The 22,040-nt window shown below is 32.9% G+C and carries 26 protein-coding genes; 22 read left to right on the top strand and 4 right to left on the bottom strand.

Annotated elements, in window-relative coordinates:
- Window positions 1-4: 4 nt before the first annotated feature.
- The 3 genes from ACSBO6_RS14550 (at window position 5) to megL (ending at window position 2,939) form a co-directional block, all read left to right on the top strand.
- Complete coding sequence (locus tag ACSBO6_RS14550) at window positions 5-673, top strand: response regulator transcription factor (RefSeq protein WP_498843553.1); 669 nt, start codon at window positions 5-7, stop codon at window positions 671-673.
- Between the two features lie 544 nt (window positions 674-1,217).
- The gene (locus ACSBO6_RS14545; protein WP_286138261.1) at window positions 1,218-1,349 is read left to right on the top strand and encodes a hypothetical protein; all 132 of its coding nucleotides are present in this window, start codon (window positions 1,218-1,220) and stop codon (window positions 1,347-1,349) included.
- 393 nt (window positions 1,350-1,742) lie between these two features.
- Window positions 1,743-2,939, top strand: coding sequence for a methionine gamma-lyase (gene megL / locus ACSBO6_RS14540; protein WP_098844978.1), 1,197 nt, complete (start codon window positions 1,743-1,745; stop codon window positions 2,937-2,939).
- Between the two features lie 384 nt (window positions 2,940-3,323).
- Here the strand turns inward: megL and ACSBO6_RS14535 are convergent, their stop codons facing one another.
- A complete protein-coding gene (locus tag ACSBO6_RS14535; RefSeq protein ID WP_498843552.1) occupies window positions 3,324-4,112 on the bottom strand; it encodes an HAD family hydrolase in 789 nt (262 codons plus the stop codon).
- A gap of 209 nt (window positions 4,113-4,321) precedes the next feature.
- Here ACSBO6_RS14535 and ACSBO6_RS14530 point away from each other — a divergent pair, with 209 nt between their 5' ends.
- From ACSBO6_RS14530 to brfA, 4 genes are all read left to right on the top strand, one after another.
- Window positions 4,322-4,888, top strand: a complete 567-nt coding sequence (locus ACSBO6_RS14530) for a DUF1643 domain-containing protein (protein ID WP_098844976.1) — start codon at window positions 4,322-4,324, stop codon at window positions 4,886-4,888.
- A 248-nt stretch (window positions 4,889-5,136) separates the two neighbouring features.
- Window positions 5,137-6,393 (top strand): helix-turn-helix domain-containing protein, encoded by a 1,257-nt coding sequence (locus ACSBO6_RS14525; protein ID WP_498843551.1) that lies wholly within the window; start codon window positions 5,137-5,139, stop codon window positions 6,391-6,393.
- Window positions 6,394-6,537: 144 nt separating this feature from the next.
- Window positions 6,538-6,825, top strand: a complete 288-nt coding sequence (locus ACSBO6_RS14520) for a hypothetical protein (RefSeq protein WP_098844974.1) — start codon at window positions 6,538-6,540, stop codon at window positions 6,823-6,825.
- A 73-nt stretch (window positions 6,826-6,898) separates the two neighbouring features.
- The gene (brfA, locus tag ACSBO6_RS14515; RefSeq protein ID WP_098844973.1) at window positions 6,899-7,123 is read left to right on the top strand and encodes a ribosome rescue factor BrfA; all 225 of its coding nucleotides are present in this window, start codon (window positions 6,899-6,901) and stop codon (window positions 7,121-7,123) included.
- Between the two features lie 351 nt (window positions 7,124-7,474).
- Here brfA and ACSBO6_RS14510 read toward each other — a convergent pair whose 3' ends face one another.
- A complete protein-coding gene (locus ACSBO6_RS14510; protein WP_498843550.1) occupies window positions 7,475-8,392 on the bottom strand; it encodes an alpha/beta hydrolase in 918 nt (305 codons plus the stop codon).
- A 200-nt stretch (window positions 8,393-8,592) separates the two neighbouring features.
- On the opposite strand from ACSBO6_RS14510, the gene nagZ reads away from it, so the two are divergent.
- The 6 genes from nagZ (at window position 8,593) to ACSBO6_RS14480 (ending at window position 13,809) form a co-directional block, all read left to right on the top strand.
- Entirely contained in the window at window positions 8,593-10,215 is a 1,623-nt protein-coding gene (nagZ, locus tag ACSBO6_RS14505) for a beta-N-acetylhexosaminidase (protein WP_142339182.1), read from the top strand.
- 55 nt (window positions 10,216-10,270) lie between these two features.
- Window positions 10,271-10,555, top strand: a complete 285-nt coding sequence (locus ACSBO6_RS14500; RefSeq protein ID WP_098844971.1) for a hypothetical protein — start codon at window positions 10,271-10,273, stop codon at window positions 10,553-10,555.
- 78 nt (window positions 10,556-10,633) lie between these two features.
- The gene (locus ACSBO6_RS14495) at window positions 10,634-11,020 is read left to right on the top strand and encodes a RidA family protein (protein WP_098844970.1); all 387 of its coding nucleotides are present in this window, start codon (window positions 10,634-10,636) and stop codon (window positions 11,018-11,020) included.
- Between the two features lie 132 nt (window positions 11,021-11,152).
- On the top strand, window positions 11,153-11,779 hold the full coding sequence (cdaS, locus tag ACSBO6_RS14490; RefSeq protein ID WP_098844969.1) for a sporulation-specific diadenylate cyclase CdaS: 627 nt from the start codon (window positions 11,153-11,155) through the stop codon (window positions 11,777-11,779).
- Window positions 11,780-12,790: 1,011 nt separating this feature from the next.
- Complete coding sequence (locus tag ACSBO6_RS14485; protein WP_098844968.1) at window positions 12,791-13,219, top strand: DUF4395 domain-containing protein; 429 nt, start codon at window positions 12,791-12,793, stop codon at window positions 13,217-13,219.
- A gap of 134 nt (window positions 13,220-13,353) precedes the next feature.
- Complete coding sequence (locus ACSBO6_RS14480; RefSeq protein WP_098844967.1) at window positions 13,354-13,809, top strand: SRPBCC family protein; 456 nt, start codon at window positions 13,354-13,356, stop codon at window positions 13,807-13,809.
- 52 nt (window positions 13,810-13,861) lie between these two features.
- Here ACSBO6_RS14480 and ACSBO6_RS14475 read toward each other — a convergent pair whose 3' ends face one another.
- Window positions 13,862-14,899, bottom strand: coding sequence for an LLM class flavin-dependent oxidoreductase (locus ACSBO6_RS14475; protein ID WP_498843549.1), 1,038 nt, complete (start codon window positions 14,897-14,899; stop codon window positions 13,862-13,864).
- Window positions 14,900-15,197: 298 nt separating this feature from the next.
- Between ACSBO6_RS14475 and ACSBO6_RS14470 the strand changes: the two genes are divergently transcribed.
- The 9 genes from ACSBO6_RS14470 to ACSBO6_RS14430 all read left to right on the top strand — a co-directional run bounded on the left by ACSBO6_RS14470 (window position 15,198) and on the right by ACSBO6_RS14430 (window position 21,426).
- Entirely contained in the window at window positions 15,198-15,401 is a 204-nt protein-coding gene (locus ACSBO6_RS14470) for an alpha/beta-type small acid-soluble spore protein (protein WP_098428898.1), read from the top strand.
- A 162-nt stretch (window positions 15,402-15,563) separates the two neighbouring features.
- Window positions 15,564-16,013, top strand: a complete 450-nt coding sequence (locus tag ACSBO6_RS14465; RefSeq protein WP_025568186.1) for an RrF2 family transcriptional regulator — start codon at window positions 15,564-15,566, stop codon at window positions 16,011-16,013.
- Window positions 16,014-16,400: 387 nt separating this feature from the next.
- Entirely contained in the window at window positions 16,401-16,760 is a 360-nt protein-coding gene (locus ACSBO6_RS14460) for a DoxX family protein (protein ID WP_498843548.1), read from the top strand.
- Window positions 16,757-17,611 carry a VOC family protein gene (locus tag ACSBO6_RS14455; RefSeq protein ID WP_098844965.1) on the top strand — a complete coding sequence of 285 codons (855 nt, stop codon included), beginning with the start codon at window positions 16,757-16,759 and terminating at the stop codon, window positions 17,609-17,611. Before ACSBO6_RS14460 ends, ACSBO6_RS14455 begins: the two co-directional genes overlap by 4 nt.
- Before the next feature lie 183 nt (window positions 17,612-17,794).
- On the top strand, window positions 17,795-18,622 hold the full coding sequence (locus ACSBO6_RS14450; RefSeq protein ID WP_498843547.1) for an electron transfer flavoprotein subunit beta/FixA family protein: 828 nt from the start codon (window positions 17,795-17,797) through the stop codon (window positions 18,620-18,622).
- Window positions 18,623-19,663, top strand: a complete 1,041-nt coding sequence (locus ACSBO6_RS14445) for an electron transfer flavoprotein subunit alpha/FixB family protein (protein WP_498843546.1) — start codon at window positions 18,623-18,625, stop codon at window positions 19,661-19,663.
- Window positions 19,647-20,942 (top strand): FAD-dependent oxidoreductase, encoded by a 1,296-nt coding sequence (locus ACSBO6_RS14440; RefSeq protein ID WP_098844962.1) that lies wholly within the window; start codon window positions 19,647-19,649, stop codon window positions 20,940-20,942. Before ACSBO6_RS14445 ends, ACSBO6_RS14440 begins: the two co-directional genes overlap by 17 nt.
- Window positions 20,943-21,239: a ferredoxin family protein gene (locus tag ACSBO6_RS14435; protein WP_025568180.1), complete on the top strand. Its 297-nt coding sequence runs from the start codon at window positions 20,943-20,945 to the stop codon at window positions 21,237-21,239.
- Window positions 21,240-21,246: 7 nt separating this feature from the next.
- Window positions 21,247-21,426 carry a tudor domain-containing protein gene (locus ACSBO6_RS14430; protein WP_025568179.1) on the top strand — a complete coding sequence of 60 codons (180 nt, stop codon included), beginning with the start codon at window positions 21,247-21,249 and terminating at the stop codon, window positions 21,424-21,426.
- A gap of 96 nt (window positions 21,427-21,522) precedes the next feature.
- Here ACSBO6_RS14430 and ACSBO6_RS14425 read toward each other — a convergent pair whose 3' ends face one another.
- Entirely contained in the window at window positions 21,523-21,933 is a 411-nt protein-coding gene (locus ACSBO6_RS14425; protein WP_098844961.1) for a hypothetical protein, read from the bottom strand.
- Window positions 21,934-22,040: the final 107 nt, after the last annotated feature.

Genomic DNA, 22,040 nt, shown 5'->3' with positions numbered 1-22,040 from the left:
AAGTATGTCATATGAAAAAATAAAAGTCTTACTAGTTGATGACCAAACAATGATAAGGCAAGGCTTTCGTTATGTAATAAATTTACAAGATGATATGAACATAATTGGTGAGGCATCCGACGGAATAGAAGCAATCAAGTTAGCAAAAGAAACACACCCAGATGTTATTCTGATGGATATACAAATGCCTAATCTTTCAGGAATAAATGCTACAAAAGAAATAATGAAACAATTACCTTCGACGAAAATTGTTATTTTAACTACATTTGATGATCAAGAATATATTTATCAAGGGATTCGATCAGGAGCTGTAGGATTTTTATTAAAAGATGCTGAAGTTGAGGAAATGCTTGATGCTATTCGGTTTGCACATCGAGGTGAAGCGATTTTTAAAACAACTCTAGCAGCAAATGCACTTTCTAAAGCCATTGTTTCTGGATTTACTGTACCGGGTAAGAAAGGTGAAACAATTTTAATCGAGAAACTAACCGATCGTGAACAAGAAATCCTCCAGGAAATGGCGTATGGACTTCGAAATGACCAAATCGGTAAAAAATTATTTATAACGGAAGGTACTGTAAAATCACATGTTCACCGTATATTACAAAAATTTGGTTGTGAAGACCGAACACAAGTAGTCGTGACAGCACTTAGAAATGGAATGGTGAAATAAGAAGGTCAGTGGTTAGAAATGTAAATAAAAAGTAGATGTTACTTCTCTCTGAGATAACACCTACTTTATGTGGACCGAAATCTATCTAAATGAAATTTTCAAAATGGCTTGTATTACTTTTAAAATCAATTCGGAAAAAAAGTGGAAAAGGCAGTTTAGGAGAAGTGGGTTCGAATTGAAAAGTGAAAATTTTAGAATAAATGTAAATCTAGAAGAAGTAATTAGATAAGGTTGACTTAGTCAGTAATAATCTGTTGTGGAAAATCTTCGTTAGATAGATTCGGTAATAAATGTGATCATAAAATTAATCTAATTAAATAGATATAATATTAAATGGCCAAAAGTATGAGTTTGTTCTAGACGATAAACTATTTTGTACAAGATTTTTTAATAAAAAAGAGGAAATTTTAAAAAAACTACGAACTATTATTATTAATTCATCCGTGAATCGAAATTACTTCTTCCATTAAAAATTGGTTATGTATTTTATTAAGTAAGTTTGTTAACAATACATTAAATAAAATTTACTAAAGAGGTGTAGTCAATGAGCGTCCATGATCCAAAAGAATTTGATGAATTGATACCAAATGATACCGATTTAAATTTTATGAAGAAATTTCCAGAAGTAGAAGAAGCGATTGGAATTGATGAAATTCTAAAGTGGTTAGAAGATTAACTTTCGTGAGAATAATTTGAAAATAAAAAGTACTTTCTAGATTTTTAGAAAGTGCTTTTTTTTTTGCGAATTATCGGTCCTTACTATTTTAAAATTGTAAGTGGTAGGTTAAAAATTTGGTTGTAAAATGGGGAAAAAGATAGATGGGGCGTTTATAGAATAAATAAGAAGAACCAATATGGAAAAGGGTATTTTGCAACTATTAATATTATTAATTTAATATATTGGATTAAGAATAAGTAATTTTACCTATAGTGGGTTCTGTTAAAAGGTATTGCTTTCCTATATATAGAAGTAGTCTTAGTGAATATTTTGTAAGGGCTTTCATTTTAATTATTTTGTTTCATTAACGTTTGATGAGAACACCACTAAAATTAAGGAGGCAAATTAGAAATGAAGAAAAATCAGTTTGATACAAAGTTGATTCACGAAGGATACAAAACTAGTGAGTATCAGGGGAGTTTAACTCCTCCATTATTTCATACGTCTACCTATACGTTTCCAACTGCACAGCATGGAGAACAGTCATTTGCTGGTGAAAGAGATGATTTTATTTATTCAAGGCTAGGAAATCCAACTGTTCAAATTTTAGAAGAACGAATGGCTGCGTTAGAAGAAGGAGAAGTAGCGTTAGCATTTGGGTCAGGTATGGCTGCTGTATCTGCTACAATTTTCTCTTTAATTAGTACTGGAGATCATATTTTATGTTCAAAAGGCATATACGGTTGTACGTATGGATTTTTGGAAATGCTAAAGAGCAAATTTGGCATTGAACATAATTTTTGTGAAATGGATACCGAAGAAGAAATCGAAAATTTAATCCAAGAAAACACGAAAGTACTATTTATTGAAACACCAATCAATCCTACAATGAAAGTCATTGATATTGAAATGGTTGCAAGAGTTGCTAAGAAAAATAATATTACTGTTGTAGTTGATAATACATTTTGTTCACCTTATCTACAAAAGCCATTAACACTAGGCTGTGACATTGTCCTACATAGTGCAACGAAATATATTAGTGGTCATGGTGATGTAGTTGCAGGAATTGTTGTTTGTAAAACAAAAGAGCTAGCTGATCGAATGATTCCAATCAGAAAAGATATAGGAGCGATTATGTCACCATTTGATGCATGGCTATTGCTTCGAGGATTGAAGACTTTAGCAGTTCGAATGGACCGTCAATGTGAAAATGCAAAAAAAGTCGTTTCATTTTTACAATCGCATCCAATGGTAAAAGATGTATATTACCCTGGAGATTTTAAAAATAAAAATTACTTTCTCGCAACTAAGCAAATGAAAAAAGGTGGTGGAGTCTTCGCATTTACAATTGACGGGACAAAGGAAGAAACTCAGGAATTTATTAACCATTTAGAAATGATAAAAATAGCGGTAAGTCTAGGTGATACAGAAACATTAGTTCAACATCCCGCGACGATGACCCATGCAGTCGTTCCAAAAGAAATGCGAGAAAAAATGGGCATCACAGAAAATATGCTACGCATGTCAGTTGGGTTAGAAGCATGGGAAGATATCGTAGCAGACTTACAACAAGCTTTGCTTAAATCCAGTAGTAATTCACTATGTTAAATTGAGTTGATAAAAAAGTACTTTCTAAATTGATCTTAGAAGGTACTTTTTATTTTAGTTGCAAAATTATTCTTTTATATAGATACGACATTTTATGAAACGAATCCTATACTTTCGATTTCACTAGTCAAAAAACTAGAAAGGACGAGAAGTCTACTCTAAGGAAGATTTTTATAAAAGTGACTTAATTAGGGGTATATCTGGTCAAAATTGTAATATTTTATAATAATGTCGATATGAAATTAAATGTTTGATTTGTCGGTATATTTCTATTTTCATTCCGTTTTTTCTGAGGAATTAATCTGCTAGCTTGAGTATTTTGGAACTAATAACCAAATAATAAAAAAATCTAGCGAGTCTCACCACTAGATTTTTAAACGAAGCTTATATATTCAAAGAATCAATAATAGGATAAAGCTCTTCTAAATGAGTAATTTCATATGTAGGCACAACTTCATTTCTCTCTTTATTGTGACGATTAATCCAAACGTTTTTCATTCCAATTCTGCTTGAACCTAAAATATCAGTCATAAGATTATCTCCAACCATAATGACCTCTTCTTTTGATAGTTCCATTAATGATAAGGCATGTTCAAAAATAGTTGGATCAGGTTTACCTTTTCCGAAGTCTCCAGAAATTAGTATTTGATCAAAGTATTCTTTAATCTTTGGTGTAATTGAAAGCTTCGTATGTTGCAAATCAGGTGAGCCATTTGTTAGCAAAAGTAGTTTAAACTGTCCATTTAATCGATCAAGCACATCAAATGTTTCATCGTATACAAAAGGGTTCCCTTTGCGCTCTTTGGGGAATGTTTCGGCTAAAAAATGACCAAATTCTGGATCATCTATTCCAAATGCTTTTAAGCCAAGCGTCCATGCATTTTTTCGATAGCTAGGTGAATTAGCCCGCATTTTTGGGAATTGATCATGTTCATCTAAAAAATTCCCCCATAGTCCTTCGAAGGGATTTATGCCGATTAATTTTGTAAATTCGTATGTATCATATGATTCATAAAGCTTTCTAGCGGCATCACGAACAGCATGTTCAAATGCTACTGGATCTATACCGTATTTTTCTGTAGCTAGCTTGCAAGTATTTGCAAATGCAACTTGAACGCTTTTTTGATCCCAAAGTAATGTGTCGTCCAAATCAAAAATGATTCCTTTAATCATAAAAAAAATAACCCCTTCCTAATATAAACTGTATAAATTACCCACTATCGTACTAGGAAAATATGAAATAGTAAATAGGAAGCTACTAAAAATTTGCTTTTTTTAGGAAGGGATCAGTTATTTTAATTAATAATATAGTACAAATGCCGATTAAATGAATATAATACTTTGTTGATTTTGATTTAATTAATGATGAAAAGAGTGAGTATATGTCATTTGAGGATTTTGTAAACTGTCATTCAATGCAAATTAATACGAAGGCGGTCTTTGATAAACAAAATAAGTTAATGCGATATTCGCTTACAAGAACTTGGGATGAATCGAAAAAGAAAGCTACTATTGTATTACTTAATCCTTGTCGAGCAAATCATCTAAAGAGTGATTATATATTGGCGAGATGTCTTAACTTTTTTATAGATTATAAGAAAGGTAACTTCGGATCGCTAGAACTAGTAAATCTTTTTGCATTAATGGAACCGGATTCAACAAAGTTAAAAGGGAAAGAATGCGAAGTTGGCGAACATAACGATGAAGCAATAAAATTAGCGATTAGTGATGCAGACATTATTATTGTAGGTTGGGGTTCAAGTAAACGATTTAAATGGCGAATTAAAGAAGTTCTAGAGATACTAGAGCCTTATAAAGATAAATTATATAATTTTTGTGATGACTCAAATCGGAAAGATATATTGATTCACCCAGTTATTTTATCGGAACGACATTGGTTAGAAAAATTAAATTTTGAAGCTCTATACGAATGGACTACAAAAGATTAATTTTAATATTCTTCCTTATGACAACTCATTTTGGGTTGTTTTTTTATTGGTTGAAAATTCAAATACTTATTTTTTTAAAAGTTGTTATAATAAATTGAGTATTAAGTTTTAGTTCAACTAAAATTGCTAGATTTTTAGGAATTCAATTATAACTTGAGTCCATTTTTCCTCAATTCAAGTACCGCTTGATTTTAACTATTCAATTAACTAGATACAATTAAATTAACTTTTAGAAAGAGGTGATATAAATGTTTGATATGAAAAAAGTAGGTAGACAAATCGCTCAATTAAGAAAGGCAAGCAAGATTACACAGATGAAGCTAGCTGATCAATTAGGTGTTAGCTTTCAAGCAATTAGTAACTGGGAACGTGGAGAGACAATGCCTGATATTTCAAAATTACCTGAGCTTGCTGAGATCTTTAATGTAAGCATTGATGAAATGTTAGGAAATGAAAAAGGTGTTAAATTGATTAATAATTTAATTGAAAAAGATACTTCTGATTCTTCACTTGAGTTAGAAGTTGAAAAAGAAGATTTTTTAAATGTTGCACCGATTCTTACTTTCAATCAAGCAGACTTAGTTTTCAGAAATGTTGAGAATGATCTTACGATTACTGATACATCAGAAATGGCTCCATTTGTTAGTGGCGACTTAATCGATGAATGTGTAAAGAAAGAATTTGATTCGAATGGAATGAAAGAATTATCACGTATAGCACCATATATTAGTAACGATTTAATTGATGAATTTGCGAAGCGAGAGTTTGAATCCAATGGAATCGAACAATTAACTCTGGTGGCACCATTTATTAGTAAAGAATTAATTGATGATTTGGCAAAGAAAGAGTTTGAAACGAATGGTCTAAAAGGATTAACACAAGTGGGACCATTTATAAGTAATGAGATGATCGATGAATGTGCAAAGAAAGAGTTTGAAACGAATGGTCTAAAAGGATTAACTCAGATGGCACCATTTATAAGTGATGAGATGATCGATGAATGTGCAAAGAAAGAGTTTGAAACGAATGGTCTAAAAGGATTAACTCAGATGGCACCATTTATAAGTGATGAGATGATCGATGAATGTGCAAAGAAAGAGTTTGAAACGAATGGTCTAAAAGGATTAACTCAGATGGCACCATTTATAAGTGATGAGATGATCGATGAATGTGCAAGGATAGAGTTTAAAACAAATGGTATGAAAGAAATAACATCAATGGCAGCATTTATCAGTAATGAAATAATCGATGAATGTGCAAAGAAAGAGTTTGAAATAAATGGCATAAAAGGACTAACATCGATTGCGCCATTTGTTAGTAATGAAGTAATTGATGAATGCGCAAGAAAGAGTTATGAATTAGAGGGGATCAAGTCATTAGCACCAATCTGTCCATTTATTGAAGGCGACCTACTGAATGAACTTGCTTTAGATGCTATATCAAAAAATGGCATTAATGAGATTATTTCAGTCGTTCCATTTTTAGATTCGAAAATACTAAATTAATATTTGATTTTACTTTTTAGGGTTCGAAATTAGGACCCTTTTTTATTATTTCTAAGCATTTTATTAATAAAAAAGGATATTTTCTGGACAATTCAGTAATATCCTTTATCATATAAATAGTAAAAATAATGAAAAGGTGACTTTATGAAAAAATTATTTGTTATCGGGGCTTTCGCAATCTGTTTAATTATTTCTGCACAAACAAACCCATCAAAAGGAGAGTTTGTTACTTGGGCAAAGGATCAACTAAAATTGGAATCAAAAAATAAATATGTTGATTTTGGAATTGACTTATTTGGTGAAAAACTTATTAGTAAAGTTACAACTAAAAAAGATTATGTCTTTTTTTCAGTTTACGAGGTTAATGCTTTAGATAAAGAAATAAAAGTAGTCGGTTTATTTAATCACTTTATCCCAATTTCAAAAAAATAATTTATGAAGTGTAAGTGGAAAATGTTGAAAGCATGTATATAATAGAAGAATAAAGTTAAAAGAGGTGGAAAGAATGAGTAAATCAAAAGCAAGGAAATTACGAGATAAACTAGTAAGAGAAGGTAAACGAAATCCAGAATTAAGTAGAAGTTCATTTGCGATGTTAGATTTAAATACGCGTAAAACAAAAACGAAACAAGAAAAATTAAATCAAGTTAAACATAAAAAACAGTCCTTTGGTAAAGATGATTTTCAAACAAAGGACTTTTTTTATTTACCTAATCTTATAGCTGTGTAGTCGGTTCTTTTTTACTTTTAACAAATTGATTATAAAAAAAAGCTTTCACGATCCTCTATATCATACTTCTCATCAAAGCCATCTTAAAATACGTTTCATTATAAAAACTGAATATGCTAGTGTAAATCAATACTTTTTTTGGATGACAGCTAAAAAATAGTTAGGCATACGATGTTTTTGAATTGGATACATATTACTAGTTAATAGAGAAGGTTCTAGATTCTATAAGTGACAAAATATTAAAGATATATTAGTAGGATTAAATTTAAATCAAATTACCTTTTAAATCAGTTCACTTCACTTAATTGTAAATAAATTAAGTGTTACAATCATAAACTAGCAAAGTCTATTTTAGTCTCGTGAGGCATTTACAATTAATTGTGCCATTCTTCTTGGATGTATTTTTGCAGTGGACAAATGATCGCCACTTCCTTGAATAAAGCGATAAACTCCTAATCTACTAGCCATATGAGGGTACCAACCAGAATTCTCTCCTGTAGGTACTGCTGTATCCTCTTGTAAATTAATATAGCTTCTTGGAATCGATAATTGGTAAAAGGTTTTTAAATCGAGCTTTTCGACAAGGGGCGTTGCTGGTTCAGGTGTTGTCGCATGATAAATTTGACGCGCCGTTTGTAAATCAGCCAAGTTAACAAACACATCTCGGAAGTATTGAAATGGTAGTTTAATTGTATGATCAGAAGATTGCCCAGCTAAGTCTAAAAATAATTTTTGTGTTTGTGGTGGTAATTGATCAACCAAGCTTTCACCGTCATTTAAAACAAAAGCATTCCAAAAAACTAATCGTTTAATTCGATCGTGAAGCTGTTCAGCGACTTTTTGAATGACGGTACCACCAAAGCTGTGACCGATCAAAATAATATTATTAAGCTTTTTTGACCTTATATAATGAACGACTTGTTTTGTAATCATCTCATGGTTTACATTTTTATCCTTATCTGTACCATGCCCAGGCAACTGAGGTGTATGAACAATATGTCCCATTTTTTGTAGTTCTTGCGCAATTTTGTGCCAGAAGAATGGATCAACCCATGAGCCGTGAACTAAAACGAAAATAGCTTGGGCATGCTGGCGATAAAAAATATCGGATTGGTCAAGAGTGTGGTGCTGTTGATGAATAGGATATGATTGATATTCGTTATACCAATAGTGGTGGTAATCATAATAAGGATTATTCTGAATTGGATTCATATTTTGATTTCTGAAGTTTATGGGGTGAATCATTTCAGGGGATTTTTTATTGGTCATTCTAATTAGTCCCTCCTCTTTAATCTTTCTCATCGTATGCACCTATTCGTTAGAAGGTGCCCACTTAACTAATGGAAATATCGGTAAGTAAAGAGGAGAAAATAATATTTTAGGAGGAGAATATTATCAAAAAAATTATCTTTTTATTAATCCTATTGTTTATTGTTTGTACAAGTGTTTACGTTGCGGTAAAAGATAAAGTGTTCCAAGACTCATCAAATTCGAAACCAAATAAGAATACAAATCAACAAACAGAGACTAATCATTCGAGTCAACTTTCAGCAGAAGAAATTTTAAAAAATATCATTTCTAGTGCTAAACAAGGAAAAATTCCAAACCAACAAGATATAGAAGTAGGGAAGACTTTCCTAAAAGATATAACAGAGCAATTTGGGGAATCTACCCAAAAAGATCAGGTTGCAAATGGTACGTACTTAACTTATCAAAAACAAGGATTTGCAGTAGGATATGACAATCAAAATCGAATTTATGAAGTAAGATCATATGATGCTAATTTACAAGAAATTCACTATGACGATATTATGAAACAATTAAATAAGCCGACTAAGATTAAATACTATAAAGATCAACAAGTGGATCAAATTATTTTAGTTTATGACCTAGATCATATTGAACTGAAGTTTATCTTACCAAGACCTACTAATGAAAATAATAATCCAACACTACATCATACTTCAGTATCAATAATTGACCAGCCTATTCCTAGCACTGGCACTAAACTAGATCAGCTTTTAAATGAGATGACACTTCAAGAAAAAATAGGTCAAATGATCATCTCAGGTTTTTATGGAACGAGTTACTCAAATAGTTTAAAAGAACTAGTTGAACAATATCATATTGGTGGATTTATTTTTTACAAAGAAAATCTAACGAATAATAGTCAAACGGTTAAACTTGTAAATTCAATAAAGGCTGCTAATCGAACGAATCATTTACCAATTTTATTTGGAGTTGATCAAGAAGGTGGAAGAGTATCGCGTTTACCAGGTAATCTTGGTCAAATACCGTCAAACCAATTAATTGGAAATAAAAATGATAGACAATTCTCATATGAAATTGGTCAAATACTGGGAGAACAACTTCAAGCTTTTGGTTTAAATATGGACTTTGCACCTGTTTTAGATGTAAATAGTAATCCTAAAAATCCAGTCATTGGTGATCGTTCTTTTAGTAATAATCCAAATACTGTAAGTAAATTAGGAATACAAACAATGAAAGGGATCCAGTCAGAGAAAATCATTCCGGTTGTAAAGCATTTTCCGGGCCATGGTGATACTTCGGTTGATTCCCATTTAGAATTACCAGTTGTAAACAAATCGTATACTGATTTACAACAGTTAGAATTGATTCCATTTAAAGCTGCTATCGATCAAAACGTAGATGCAGTTATGGTTGCACATATTTTATTACCAAAAATCGATCCAAAATACCCTTCTTCCATGTCTAAAATGGTCATTACTTCAATGTTAAGAAATGATTTAAAATATGATGGAGTAGTTATGACGGATGATATGACGATGGATGCAATTGGAAAAAATTATAATTTGGAAAAAGCAGCGGTTACTTCCATTTTAGCTGGAAGTGATATCATTATGGTTGCTCATGATCCTAACAAAGTAAAAGCTGTTTATAAAGAAATCGAAACAGCCGTGAAAAACAAAACAATTTCAGTAGAACGTATTAACGAAAGTGTAAAACGAATCATTTTACTTAAACAAAAATATAAACTAGATAATCATGAAGTAAAGCCGATGGATCTTCAAAAGCTCGTTGAAAAAACAAATAAGTTATTAAATAAGTAGAAAAATTAACAAAAAAAGGAAAATACCACCTTTTGTCGAATAAATAGTCTGAAAGGTGGTGTTTTTTCTGGCAAGTAAGATTTCAGATGCAGGATTAATGCTATTAGCTATTTTTAAAGAACTTCAAGAAAAAGAGCCAAATTTTGAAAAAGGGCTTCATAATGAAGTAGGAGTAGAAATTGATGATGTCGAACCTGCATTAATTGAATTAGAAATACAAGGATTTATAAACGGTTTAACTTGGATTAAGAGTGATATAGATCAAAAAGAAATTGCTTCATTATTTAATATTTCAATAACCCCTACGGGCTTAGCTAAAGTAATAGAATTATTAAGATAAACTATATACATATAAAATGACTACCTCAAATGTTTAAAACATTTGAGGTTTTTTGAAAGAAAAAAGGAGGAAATTAAAATGAAAATTAAAAAAGTGAACCCCGAATCTGTTGCAGCACCAGTTGGCCAATATAGTCATGTCACAATTGTCCCAAGACATGCAGAGCTAGTTGTTTTATCAGGGCAAGTAGGAAACGACAAAAACGGAGTATTTCCAAATGATATCGAAAGTCAATTTGTCAATGCACTTGAGAACATTAAAAGCATCCTTGAAAGTGAGAAAGTCGATCTTAATAATCTTTTTAAATTAAACTTTTGGCTAACGGAGAAAATCGATCGTCAATTCTTTCTAGACTGTTGGAGCCAATTTCATTCTGGTAACCCACCAGCAACAACTTATGCTTATGTATCAGCTTTAGCAAATCCAGACATCAAAATAGAAGTTGAAGCATGGGCAGCAAGATAATCAACATAGTTCATTATGTGTAATCAAATGTTATAGTAAAAAACCAAGTATGGTATTGACCGGTATAACATAGCCAACTTTGGGAAACTTAAGTGGAGGTAATTCGGTTCGAAAGCGAGATGAAAAATTGAAATGGATGAATTCGAGTCTCAATTAAATCCCACTTTAATCAAAAATATAACAAAAACACTAACTCAACTTAATCTAAAAATCGAAGGCATAATAGGAAGAATTGAAAATAAAGGTTGTGGCATATTAACTGAATTTGAAAATATACATCGCGTCTTTAATAATTTACAAATGGATGCAGCCTCATTTTATTTAAATTCATATCTTTCTCCGTATACTGATATCTTTGATGAATTGACAATCACAGTTCAACACTTATCCAAACGTAAACACGGCGGATTAATTGTTGTAAAAAGAAACGACACACTAGAAGAATTGATGAGCTCTGGGATCCATGTAGGTGCAAAACTATCTCCAGCACTGCTAGAATCAATTTTTTATCCAGGTAGCCCTCTACATGACGGAGCAGTCCTAGTTGAAAATAACATGATCATCTCAGCAGGTAATGTACTTCCACTTTCAAAAATTACATACGATAATAGAAAACTTGGAACAAGGCACCGAGCAGCAGTTGGAATTTCCGAACAAAGCGATGCACTTGCTCTAGTTGTATCTGAAGAAACAGGAAATATATCTTTCGCTTATAAAGGGAGCTTATATCCTGTTCAATATGGAGCACCAATTAATTGAAACTGAAATGGATTATTGTTAAGTAAAGCTGAGGCTGTAGTTTTAGTTCCATTAAAGAGTGTGTTTTTTAGTGTGTGGTTTTCATCTATTTGCTAATTTACTTACTTATAAACTTATTATGAGTAAGTTTTTTTCATATTCTTGCTTTTGAATTTCTTTATGAACCTGTTATGAGGAAGAACATATCAAGATTAAGCCAAATAACTACCGCATGAACCCGTTATGGGGAAGTACAAATCAAGTTTAATCCAAAGTACTACTGCATGGACCCATTATGAGGAAGTACAAATCAAGTTTAAGCCAAAGACCTACCGCATGAACCCGTTATGGGGAAGTAGAAATCAAGTATTAGCCAAAGAACTTCTGCATGAACCCCTATGAGGAAGTAGAAATCAAGTTTAAGCCAAAGACCTACCGCATGAACCAGTTATGAGGAAGTAGAAATCAAGTATTAGCCAAAGAACTTCTGCATGAACCCCTATGAGGAAGTAGAAATCAAGTTTAAGCCAAAGACCTACCGCATGAACCTGTTATGAGGAAGTACAAATCAAGTTTAAGCCAAAGACCTACCGCATGAACCCGTTATGGGGAAGTACAAATCAAGTTTAATCCAAAGTACTACTGCATGGACCCATTATGAGGAAGTACAAATCAAGTTTAAGCCAAAGACCTACCGCATGAACCTGTTATGAGGAAGTACAAATCAAGTTTAATCCAAAGACCTACCGCATGAACCTGTTATGAGGAAGTACAAATCAAGTTTAAGCCAAAGACCTACCGCATGAACCCGTTATGAGGAAGTACAATCCAAGTTTAATCCAAAGTACTGAATCAAGGGGTTCCATTTTAAATATAGTAAAAGTTTTATCTTTACTTGCCAAACGGTCATTTTGATCGTTTTTTTGTTTTTAAAATAAATAATACTTTTTTCAGATTTTATGGATTGTATTGTATTTGAAATCATATTATGATTATACTTAATTATTCCGATATGAAAGGTTGGTTTTTGGTATGTCTAATTCAAAAATAAATACAATTCCATTACCTTTAGTTCGTACAAATCAATGGACGATCTTTATTTCTGTTATATTAACTTGGATTACTGGTCAGTACTGGCTATTACTTATACCTTTAATTAGTGGTCTTAGTGGATTGCTTTTTGATTTCCATCCAATCATTACATTTGCTAAACGTTTTTTAAAAAAGAAACCATCTAGCTATCCACAAGAGGATAAAGGCCAACAAAATTTTAATCAAACAATTGCAGTAACATGTTTATCTCTTGCTTTTATTGGAGCATTACTTGGTTGGAATGTATTATTTTATGTGTTTTCAATTATGGTCGCATTAGCATCGTTTATCGCAATCAATGGATTTTGCATTGGATGCTATATTCATTTTCAATGGAATCAATATAAATACCGAAAAAGTTTAAGGTAAATTATTTTCAAATCTGAGTCTTCTCATTAATTGAGAGGGCTTTTTTTATGATACGAAAACATAATTCTGTATAATAGAAATTGTATAAGAATTTACAATTAAACTTATTGCTTCAGGAAGGAAGAATATAAATAATGATTAAATGGAAAGAAGACATTGTTATTAATGCAAATATCGAAAAAGTATGGAGTCTATTTTTAGATAAAAATATTAAGAAAATAATGCCAAAAGTTGAGGAGCATAATTTAATTGATAAAAACGAAAATGAAGTAGGTGCAAAGCATCAGCAAAGTTATAGAGAAGGGAAACGTGTAGAATCTTATATTGTTGAAACATTAGCATACGAGGATACTGAATCATATAAAAAAAAGCAAATTCATTTTGTTTTAGCTAATGCTTTTGAAACAAATTTAACATTTACATTAGAAAAAATCGATGATTCACATACAAAATTTATTTATGAAGGCACGAATGCGGGGGTGAATTTTATCGGACGGGCAATGTTAAAACTAGCTAATCCAAAGGGGAATAATTTAAAAGCAGTACATGAATTTTTACAAAGAGTCGAACAGGAAGCTTTAAAGGAGTAAGCTTAATTATTCTAAACAAAAAAAGGAGAGCATCTTGTACTCTCCTTATTCGTTATTTATTTGATACTTTACTTAATAATTCATATGAATATAGACGCGCCGCATGATCAAAAACTGAGCCATTTACCATAATCTCATCAGCTTTTGTTATATTTAAAACGGTTTGTAGTTTTTCAGTAACGGTTTCGATTGTACCAATAGCAGAAAGTTTCATTTGATTTTCAAGTGTTTCTTTTTCAAATGGACTCCAAATTTCATCCATATCGTCAACTGGTGGTTTTAAAAGAGCTGGTTTACCACCTCGAACTAAGTTTAAAAATGATTGTTGCTGTGTTGTAAAAAGTCTTTTTGCTTCTTTGTCTGTGTCAGCAACGACAACATTTAAACCAATCATTGCATATGGTTCATCTAAAATTTTAGATGGTATAAAATGATTGTGGTACAACTGCATTGCTTGGACTGTATAGTCTGGTGCGAAGTGCGCTGCAAAAGCAAATGGTAAACCTAGTTCGGCAGCTAACTGAGCACTAAAGCCACTAGATCCTAGTAACCAAATTGGGATATCTAAACCTTCACCAGGCACCGCTTGAACCGTTGAATTGCCAATACCACCTGGCGGATTAAAGTAATTACGTAATTCTTCTAATTGAGCAGGGAAGTCTTCATGGCTGCGTAAATCTCTACGTAACGCTCTAGTTGTTGACATATCACTACCAGGAGCACGACCTAATCCGAGGTCAATACGACCTGGATGTAATGATTCTAATGTTCCAAATTGTTCTGCTATGACTAAAGGAGCGTGATTTGGTAACATGATTCCACCAGAACCAACTCTAATCGTTGATGTTCCACTCGCAATATGTCCAATTACAACTGAAGTAGCTGAACTTGCAACTGCTGGCATATTATGATGTTCTGCAAACCAGTAACGGTGATATCCCCATTTTTCAGCATGCTGTGCTAAATCAAGGCTATTTTTAAACGCATCAGCAGGAGTACTTCCTTCAACAACTGGTGCTAAGTCTAATACAGATAAAGGTATATCACTTAAATTCTTAGCAACTTTATCTTGGAAACGATTATTCATCATAAAATTTTCCTCCTAAAAATCCATTTCTCAATATATGGAAAAAACGAGACGATTTCATTAAATAAACTGTGTTTTAATTAAATACAGTATGGTAAGATTATAGAAAATCTAAAGACATAATACAAGTTTTTGAACTTGGAAATAATTATACAAAGAAATCGTTATATGGAAACAAGAAGTACTTTTGGTAAAAAGAAAAAAATTTGTAAATAAATGTATAGAATAATTTTTCAGAAACATACTATCTTTAATCTGATAAACAACATCAGAGCATCCAAAAGACAAAGGAGTCGACAACATGGCAAACAGAAGATCTTCAAATCAATATGCTTCACCAAATGCAAGTTCAGCAATTGAGCAAATGAAGTTCGAAATAGCTTCTGAATTTGGAGTGCACTTAGGACCAGACACAACTTCACGCGCTAACGGTTCAGTTGGTGGAGAAATTACGAAGCGTCTAGTTCAAATGGCAGAACAAAGCCTAGGCGGATATGCTCGTTAAATAAAAACTAAGGATGGAAAAGCTAATTTTCCATCCTTTTTTAATGTTGTAAAAAATGTTTCTCCCTATTAGAAAACGTGACCTACTTATTTTTAAAACTACTATATACTTGCAAGGGATACAAAAACGGGGGATAATAATATCACTGGATGGTGATAAATTATGTCAAGTTGCAAAAACTCCGTTACTCCTAAGTGGTTCGGATTTGCTATTCAGGCATTAGTTTTACTAGCAACAACAGAAGGGGTTACACCAAGTAAAGCAATCGCAAAACATATTAGATCAGGTGTTTCATTTATGAGAAGAATCATGGCTCCCCTCGTAAAAGAAAAAATTGTAGAAGCAAGAGAGGGACGAGATGGCGGTTATTTATTAGCTAAGTCACCCGAGGAAATTACCTTAAAACAAGTCTACATTGCCCTACAAATGACAGAACCTCTATCAACCGCACTAATTGAATCCACATCTGACTGTACTAGTGGACGTGTAATGAACAATGTATTTTCAGACTTTGCAATCGAAGCAGAAGAGCACTTACTTGGCTTTTTATGTAACTATACTTTGGCGGATTTTGTAAGACGTGCCAGTCATAAAACGATCGAATCACTTTGAAAATATCGTACATTTTTGGATGTACGATATTTTTATTTTGTTGGGATAGTAGATTTACAAATAAAAATAAGAGGACGAGGTTATTTATTCCTCTAGGTCTTATGGCATTGGACAAAATAATCATTTTTTTAATTCCCATACGAGTTTCTAAATTTAAGCATTGAGTACATAGAAAATATAAAATCAAAAAAATGCACTTGAAATAAGAACAGTTATCGCATATACTGTACTTAAATCAAATGCACTTACAAAAAGTAACCACCTTTAGTAACCACACTATTTTTTTAAGTATTACTGTTTCTGAAATAAGAACAGTAAGTAGTAGTAAAATATTTTAAAATAAACTGTACTTAGTATAAGTTCAGTAAAAAAGGGAGAGATTTTTAAATGAAATGGTTTACTAGAATTATTCAAGGGATATTAATTATTGCATTTCTCATGTCTGGAATTGTAAAGTTAAATGGAAATACGCAGATGTTACATGATTTTAAAGAGGTTTATGGTTATTCAAAAGGTATGATGTATACGATTGGTTCATTTGAAGTGTTAGGTGCAATTGGTTTATTAGTTGGTTATTGGAAATTGTTAATTGGTAAGCTTGCTTCAGCCGGATTAGTCATTATTATGGTAGGAGCTGTATTTACTCACTTACAAGCGGGGCAAGGCATGAGTGTTGCAATGGCTCCATTCATTCTGTTAGTGTTAACATTAATTGTATTATTTTCTAGAGGTGGTAGATTAAAATGAATTTTCATCAAAAGCCAAAAGTTTATGCTCCAACGGTTGAATTAAAAGTTGCAAATTTAGAGCGTTCATTAGCGTTTTATCAAGAGGTTATTGGTTTAAAAGTTTTGAAGCATTCCACTACAAATGCTAGTTTAACTGCAGATGGGGTAAATGTTTTAATAAAATTAGAGCAGCCAGATAAAGTTACTCCTAAAAATGAGGAAAATACAGGATTGTATCATTTTGCGTTATTAGTTCCTACTCGAAAAGATTTAGGTATCGTGCTTAAGCATTTGATTGAAACTAGAAACCCACTTCAGGGTGGTTCGGATCATTTAGTCAGTGAAGCAATCTATTTAGCGGATCCAGATATGAATGGGATTGAAATTTATGCAGATCGTCCATCTGAGAATTGGCAATGGCAAAATGAGTATGTCGTTATGGACAGTAAACGTTTAGACGTTGATGGGCTTTTGGCACTTGCTGAGGATGAGGATTTTAATGGATTACCAGAAGGAACAATTATGGGGCATATCCATTTACAAGTTTCTGATTTAACTAGTTCAGAGAAGTTTTATTGTGATGGACTTGGATTTGATGTTGTAACGAAATATGGAAGCCAAGCATTATTTATTTCAACAGGACGTTATCATCATCACATCGGTTTAAATACTTGGCATAGTGCCAGGGGAGTTGCACCTTCAAAGAACAGTGCAGGGTTAAAGAATTTTACGCTTTTATATCCAAGTGAAGAAGAAAAAACGGCCGTAGTAAATCGTTTAAAGAATATGGGAGCTTTTGTTTATGTAGAAAATGGCGTCACACTTACAAAGGACCCTTCAGGCATTACAATCCAGCTTGTAGTTAGTTAATGAAAAATAAAATAGAATACAGTCAAAGAGACATTTTCAACCATTATGTTGTGAATGTCTCTTTTTTTCGTTTCTCATTTTTTAGCTGCAATCTATCATATTTCTTCAATAAAAATAATATATTTGAACAACATGTACATTTACTAACTATGGGAGACGGGAAGAAAAAGGGAGAGTGAAAAAGTGTTACATATTGTAGTTTGTATAAAACAAGTTCCTGATACGAAGATCATTAAGATGAATCCGAAAACAAATACGATGGACCGTGCTAGTGCTCCAGCCATATTAAATCCGTATGATGCTCATGCTGTGGAGGAAGCTGTTCGAATAAAGAATAAATATGGTGGAACTGTTTCGGTTATTACCATGGGGCCACCACCTGCTGTAAAAGCGATAAGAAAATGTATCGAAATCGGTGCAGATGAAGGGTATATGATTTCAGACCGTGCATTCGCTGGGGCAGATACTTTAGCGACAAGTTATGCATTGACAAAGGCGATTGAAAAAATAGGGCAAATTCAAGCGATTGATTTAATCATTTGTGGAAAGATGACAATTGACGGTGATACTGGACAAGTTGGACCAGGTATTGCACGTCGTTTAGATATACCGCCATTAACATCGGTTAAGATGGTTCAAGAAATTAATAAAGATGAAGGGTATGCGATTGTTCATCGGAAAATAGAAGATGGCCATGAAGTGATTAAAACAAGTTTACCTTGTTTATTTGCAGTTGAAAAAGAAATAAATGAAGTTCCTTATTCATCACTTACAAATATGATAAAAGCTGCTAGGTATAATCCGACCATTTGGGCTGTAAAGGATCTAGAAGATATTGATATTAAACAATTAGGTTTAAAAGGTTCACCTACAATCGTTTCGAAAGTGTGGGCTCCACCAAAGGCTAAAGGTGGAACGATTTTTGAAGGAACTTCATCAGAAAAGGTTAAGGAATTGATGAAGATTTTAAATGAGAAGAAAGAATTATTTGAAGTGAAAGGAGGGGTTTAAATGGATTTCTCAGAGTACAAAGGGATTTGGGTGTTTATTGAAGAAAACGATAAAGTTATAGCACCCGTTTCGCTAGAATTGCTTGGAGCTGGTAAAGAATTAGCAGAAAAACGTGGTTGCGAATTAGCAGGATTATTAATTGGTGAAAATGTGAAATCATTAGCCCCTAAGTTATTTGAATACGGTGCTGACATTGTTTATGTATACGATGATCCAATTTTTAAAGATTATCGCACTGAATCTTATATGAAAGCAGTACTTGAATGTTGTAACAAATATAAGCCTGAAATCTTATTGTATGGTGCAACTTCTAAAGGGAAGGATTTAGCAAGTGCGGTGGCAACTGACTTACCGACAGGCTTAACTGCCGATACTACTGTATTGGATGTTGAAGAGGATACAGGACTCTTATTAGCTAGTCGACCTGCATTTGGTGGAAACATAATGGCAACTATTCTTTGTAAGAAATATAGACCTCAAATGGCTACCGTTCGTCCAAAGGTAATGAAAGCGCTCACTCCTATTCCTGGTGCTGAAGGGGTTGTGATCGAAGAGGAAATTGATTTGAAAGAAGAAGATATTCGTACAAAAGTATTAGAGATTGTACGGGCTACAACTAAGAAAGTTCGCATTGACGAAGCCGATATTATCGTAGCCGGTGGTAAAGGGTTAGGTAGTAAAGACGGATTTCAGTTGATTCATATGTTTGCTGAATCAATTGGTGCGGCTGTTGGAGCAAGTCGTGATGTAGTTGAAGCTGGCTGGGTTGAACATCATCATCAAGTAGGTCAGACTGGCGTGACGGTTACACCAAAAATTTATTTCGCAATAGGGATATCTGGTGCAATACAACATATTGTTGGGATGCAAAATTCAGGTCTCATTATTGCGATCAATAAAGATCCGAATGCGGCAATTTTTCAATCTTGTCATTACGGCATCGTGGGAGACGCATTTGAAATAGTACCAATGCTGATTAACGAATTCCAAGAAAATTTTTCTTTAAAGGAGGAAAATCACGATCATGCCGGAAAAATTTGATGTAATTGTCGTTGGAGCAGGCCCAGCAGGAATTTCATGTGCATACGAGCTCGCAAAAAATGGTGTTAATGTTGTCCTTATTGAAAGAGGAGAGTATCCAGGTTCGAAAAATGTTATGGGTGGCGTATTGTATCGTAAAATGATGGAGGACGTTATACCTGAATTTTGGAAGGATGCTCCAATCGAGCGGGTGATTGTAGAGCAACGAGTTATGATGCTTGATAAACAATCCGCTACAACCTTTGGATATAAAGGTCTCGAATTTGCTGAAGAACCTTATAATAATTTTACTGTTCTTCGTTCAAAGTTTGATCAATGGTTTGCTCAAAAAGCAGTAGAACAAGGTGCATTATTAATTAATGAAACAGTTGTTCTTGAGTGTATTGTAGAAAACGATATGGTAGTGGGGGTAAGAACAGATCGACCAGATGGTGATTTATATGCCGATGTGGTCGTACTGGCTGATGGTGTAAATTCACTTTTAGGAAAATCTTTAGGTTTCCATAAAGAATGGAGACCAGATGAAGTCGCTTTGGCTACAATGGAAATTTTAAAGCTAGATAGTAAAATAATTCAAGATCGATTTGGTCTTGAAGGTAACCAAGGGGTAGCAATCGAGCTATTTGGAGATGCGACAAAAGGGATAGTTGGCACAGGATTTTTATATACAAATAAAGATTCACTTAGTATTGGAGTCGGTACACTATTATCAGGAATGATTGAAAATAAATTGAAACCATATGATTTACTTGAATACGTTAAAAATCATCCGATGATTAGACCATTTATTCAAGGAAGCGAACCGCAAGAATACCTTGCGCACTTAATTCCTGAAGGTGGGTACAATTCAATCCCTAAATTGGTAGGAAACGGAGTATTAGTAATTGGAGATGCAGCACAGTTAGTAAATGCAATCCATCGTGAAGGCTCAAATATGGCAATGACATCTGGAAGATTAGCAGCAGAGACCATTATTGAAGCAAAAGCGTTTGATAACTACTCTGATGTGGCATTAAAACCGTACGCTGATAAATTACTAAATAGCTTTGTAGGACAGGATTTGAAAAAATATAAAGATGCAACACATCATTTTGAAAAATTCCCTCAATACTTCGAGGAATATATTCCACTATTAAATAAATCAGCTAGCCAAATGTTTACAGTAGATGGTAAATCTAAATGGGAAAAACAAAAGAATATTATGAGTAATATAGGAGGGGCAAAAGCTAAACTTAAGCTTGCGAAAGATGTATACAAAGCATGGAAGGTGATGAAATAAATGAGTGAGACAAAAAAAGAAAGTACAATCGAAGAAAAGCAATATCTCGTTCGTTTTAATGCCGATACAAAATCGCACTTAACTGTACTAGATTCCGATATTTGTATGACAAAATGTCCCGATAAAATTTGTACAATATTTTGTCCAGCTGAAGTTTATAAATGGGAAAATATTCGAATGCATGTTGGATACGAAGGTTGTCATGAATGTGGAAGTTGTAGAATAGGCTGTCCTCATCAAAATATTAAATGGGAATATCCGAAAGGTGGGCACGGAATTATATTTAGATTGGGGTGATTTTAAAATGTTCTCGATAGGCAACTATGTTATGTTTAGCCTAGATGGTGCTGTGGGAACGGTTATGGAAACAAAAGATAATCATTGCTTAGTAGCTTGGGAAGATCGTGTTTGCAGTTGGGCAAGTTTCGATCTACTGAGGAAAATTAGTTGCGCAGAATTAATTCAACTCTTCACTCCAAAATAATTCACCTTTATTAGATGGATCGATATAAGAATGGGGGCTATATGAGAGGTAACTACAACCTCTTATATAGCCCTTAATTACATATTATAAAAATGATTACATAAACCCGTATACCATAAAAACAATTCTATATGTTCCTTTTTCTATCTTCACTTTTTTAGGTTTTATCGATTTACATCGTACATTGCTCTTATTGGATTTAATTAAATTATTATTGTCTGTAGGTTTAGCTATTTTTGTTTTTTCTTTTTGACATGTAACTAAATTAGTGTGTACAGTTTTATTAACTATTGTTGGATTAGTATTTTTGTCTTTTTCTGTTACCTCGTTGTGTTCTGTTTCATTTGAAGGATCTATCAAAGAGGTGAAAATAAATAAAACAAATAACGCTCCAGTGATCATAAAATTCTTTAAAGACTTTCCGTTCATTTTGAAGAAAGAGTTAATCCCCATAGTAATAAAAAACAAGAATCCAATCAGACATAATAATTCTATAAACGTGTACAATTGATAGCCTCCCTATAATTCTCCACATAATAACTATTCTTTATTTCGGACTAAATTCCCTTTTTGGAATGATATGGAGTGTTACTAAAGTAGAGAAAATTTCAAGG

This window comes from Bacillus sp. AL-1R (genome assembly GCF_052180195.1).
Taxonomy (GTDB): domain Bacteria; phylum Bacillota; class Bacilli; order Bacillales; family Bacillaceae_G; genus Gottfriedia.
This window is presented reverse-complemented; position numbering and strand designations above follow the sequence as displayed.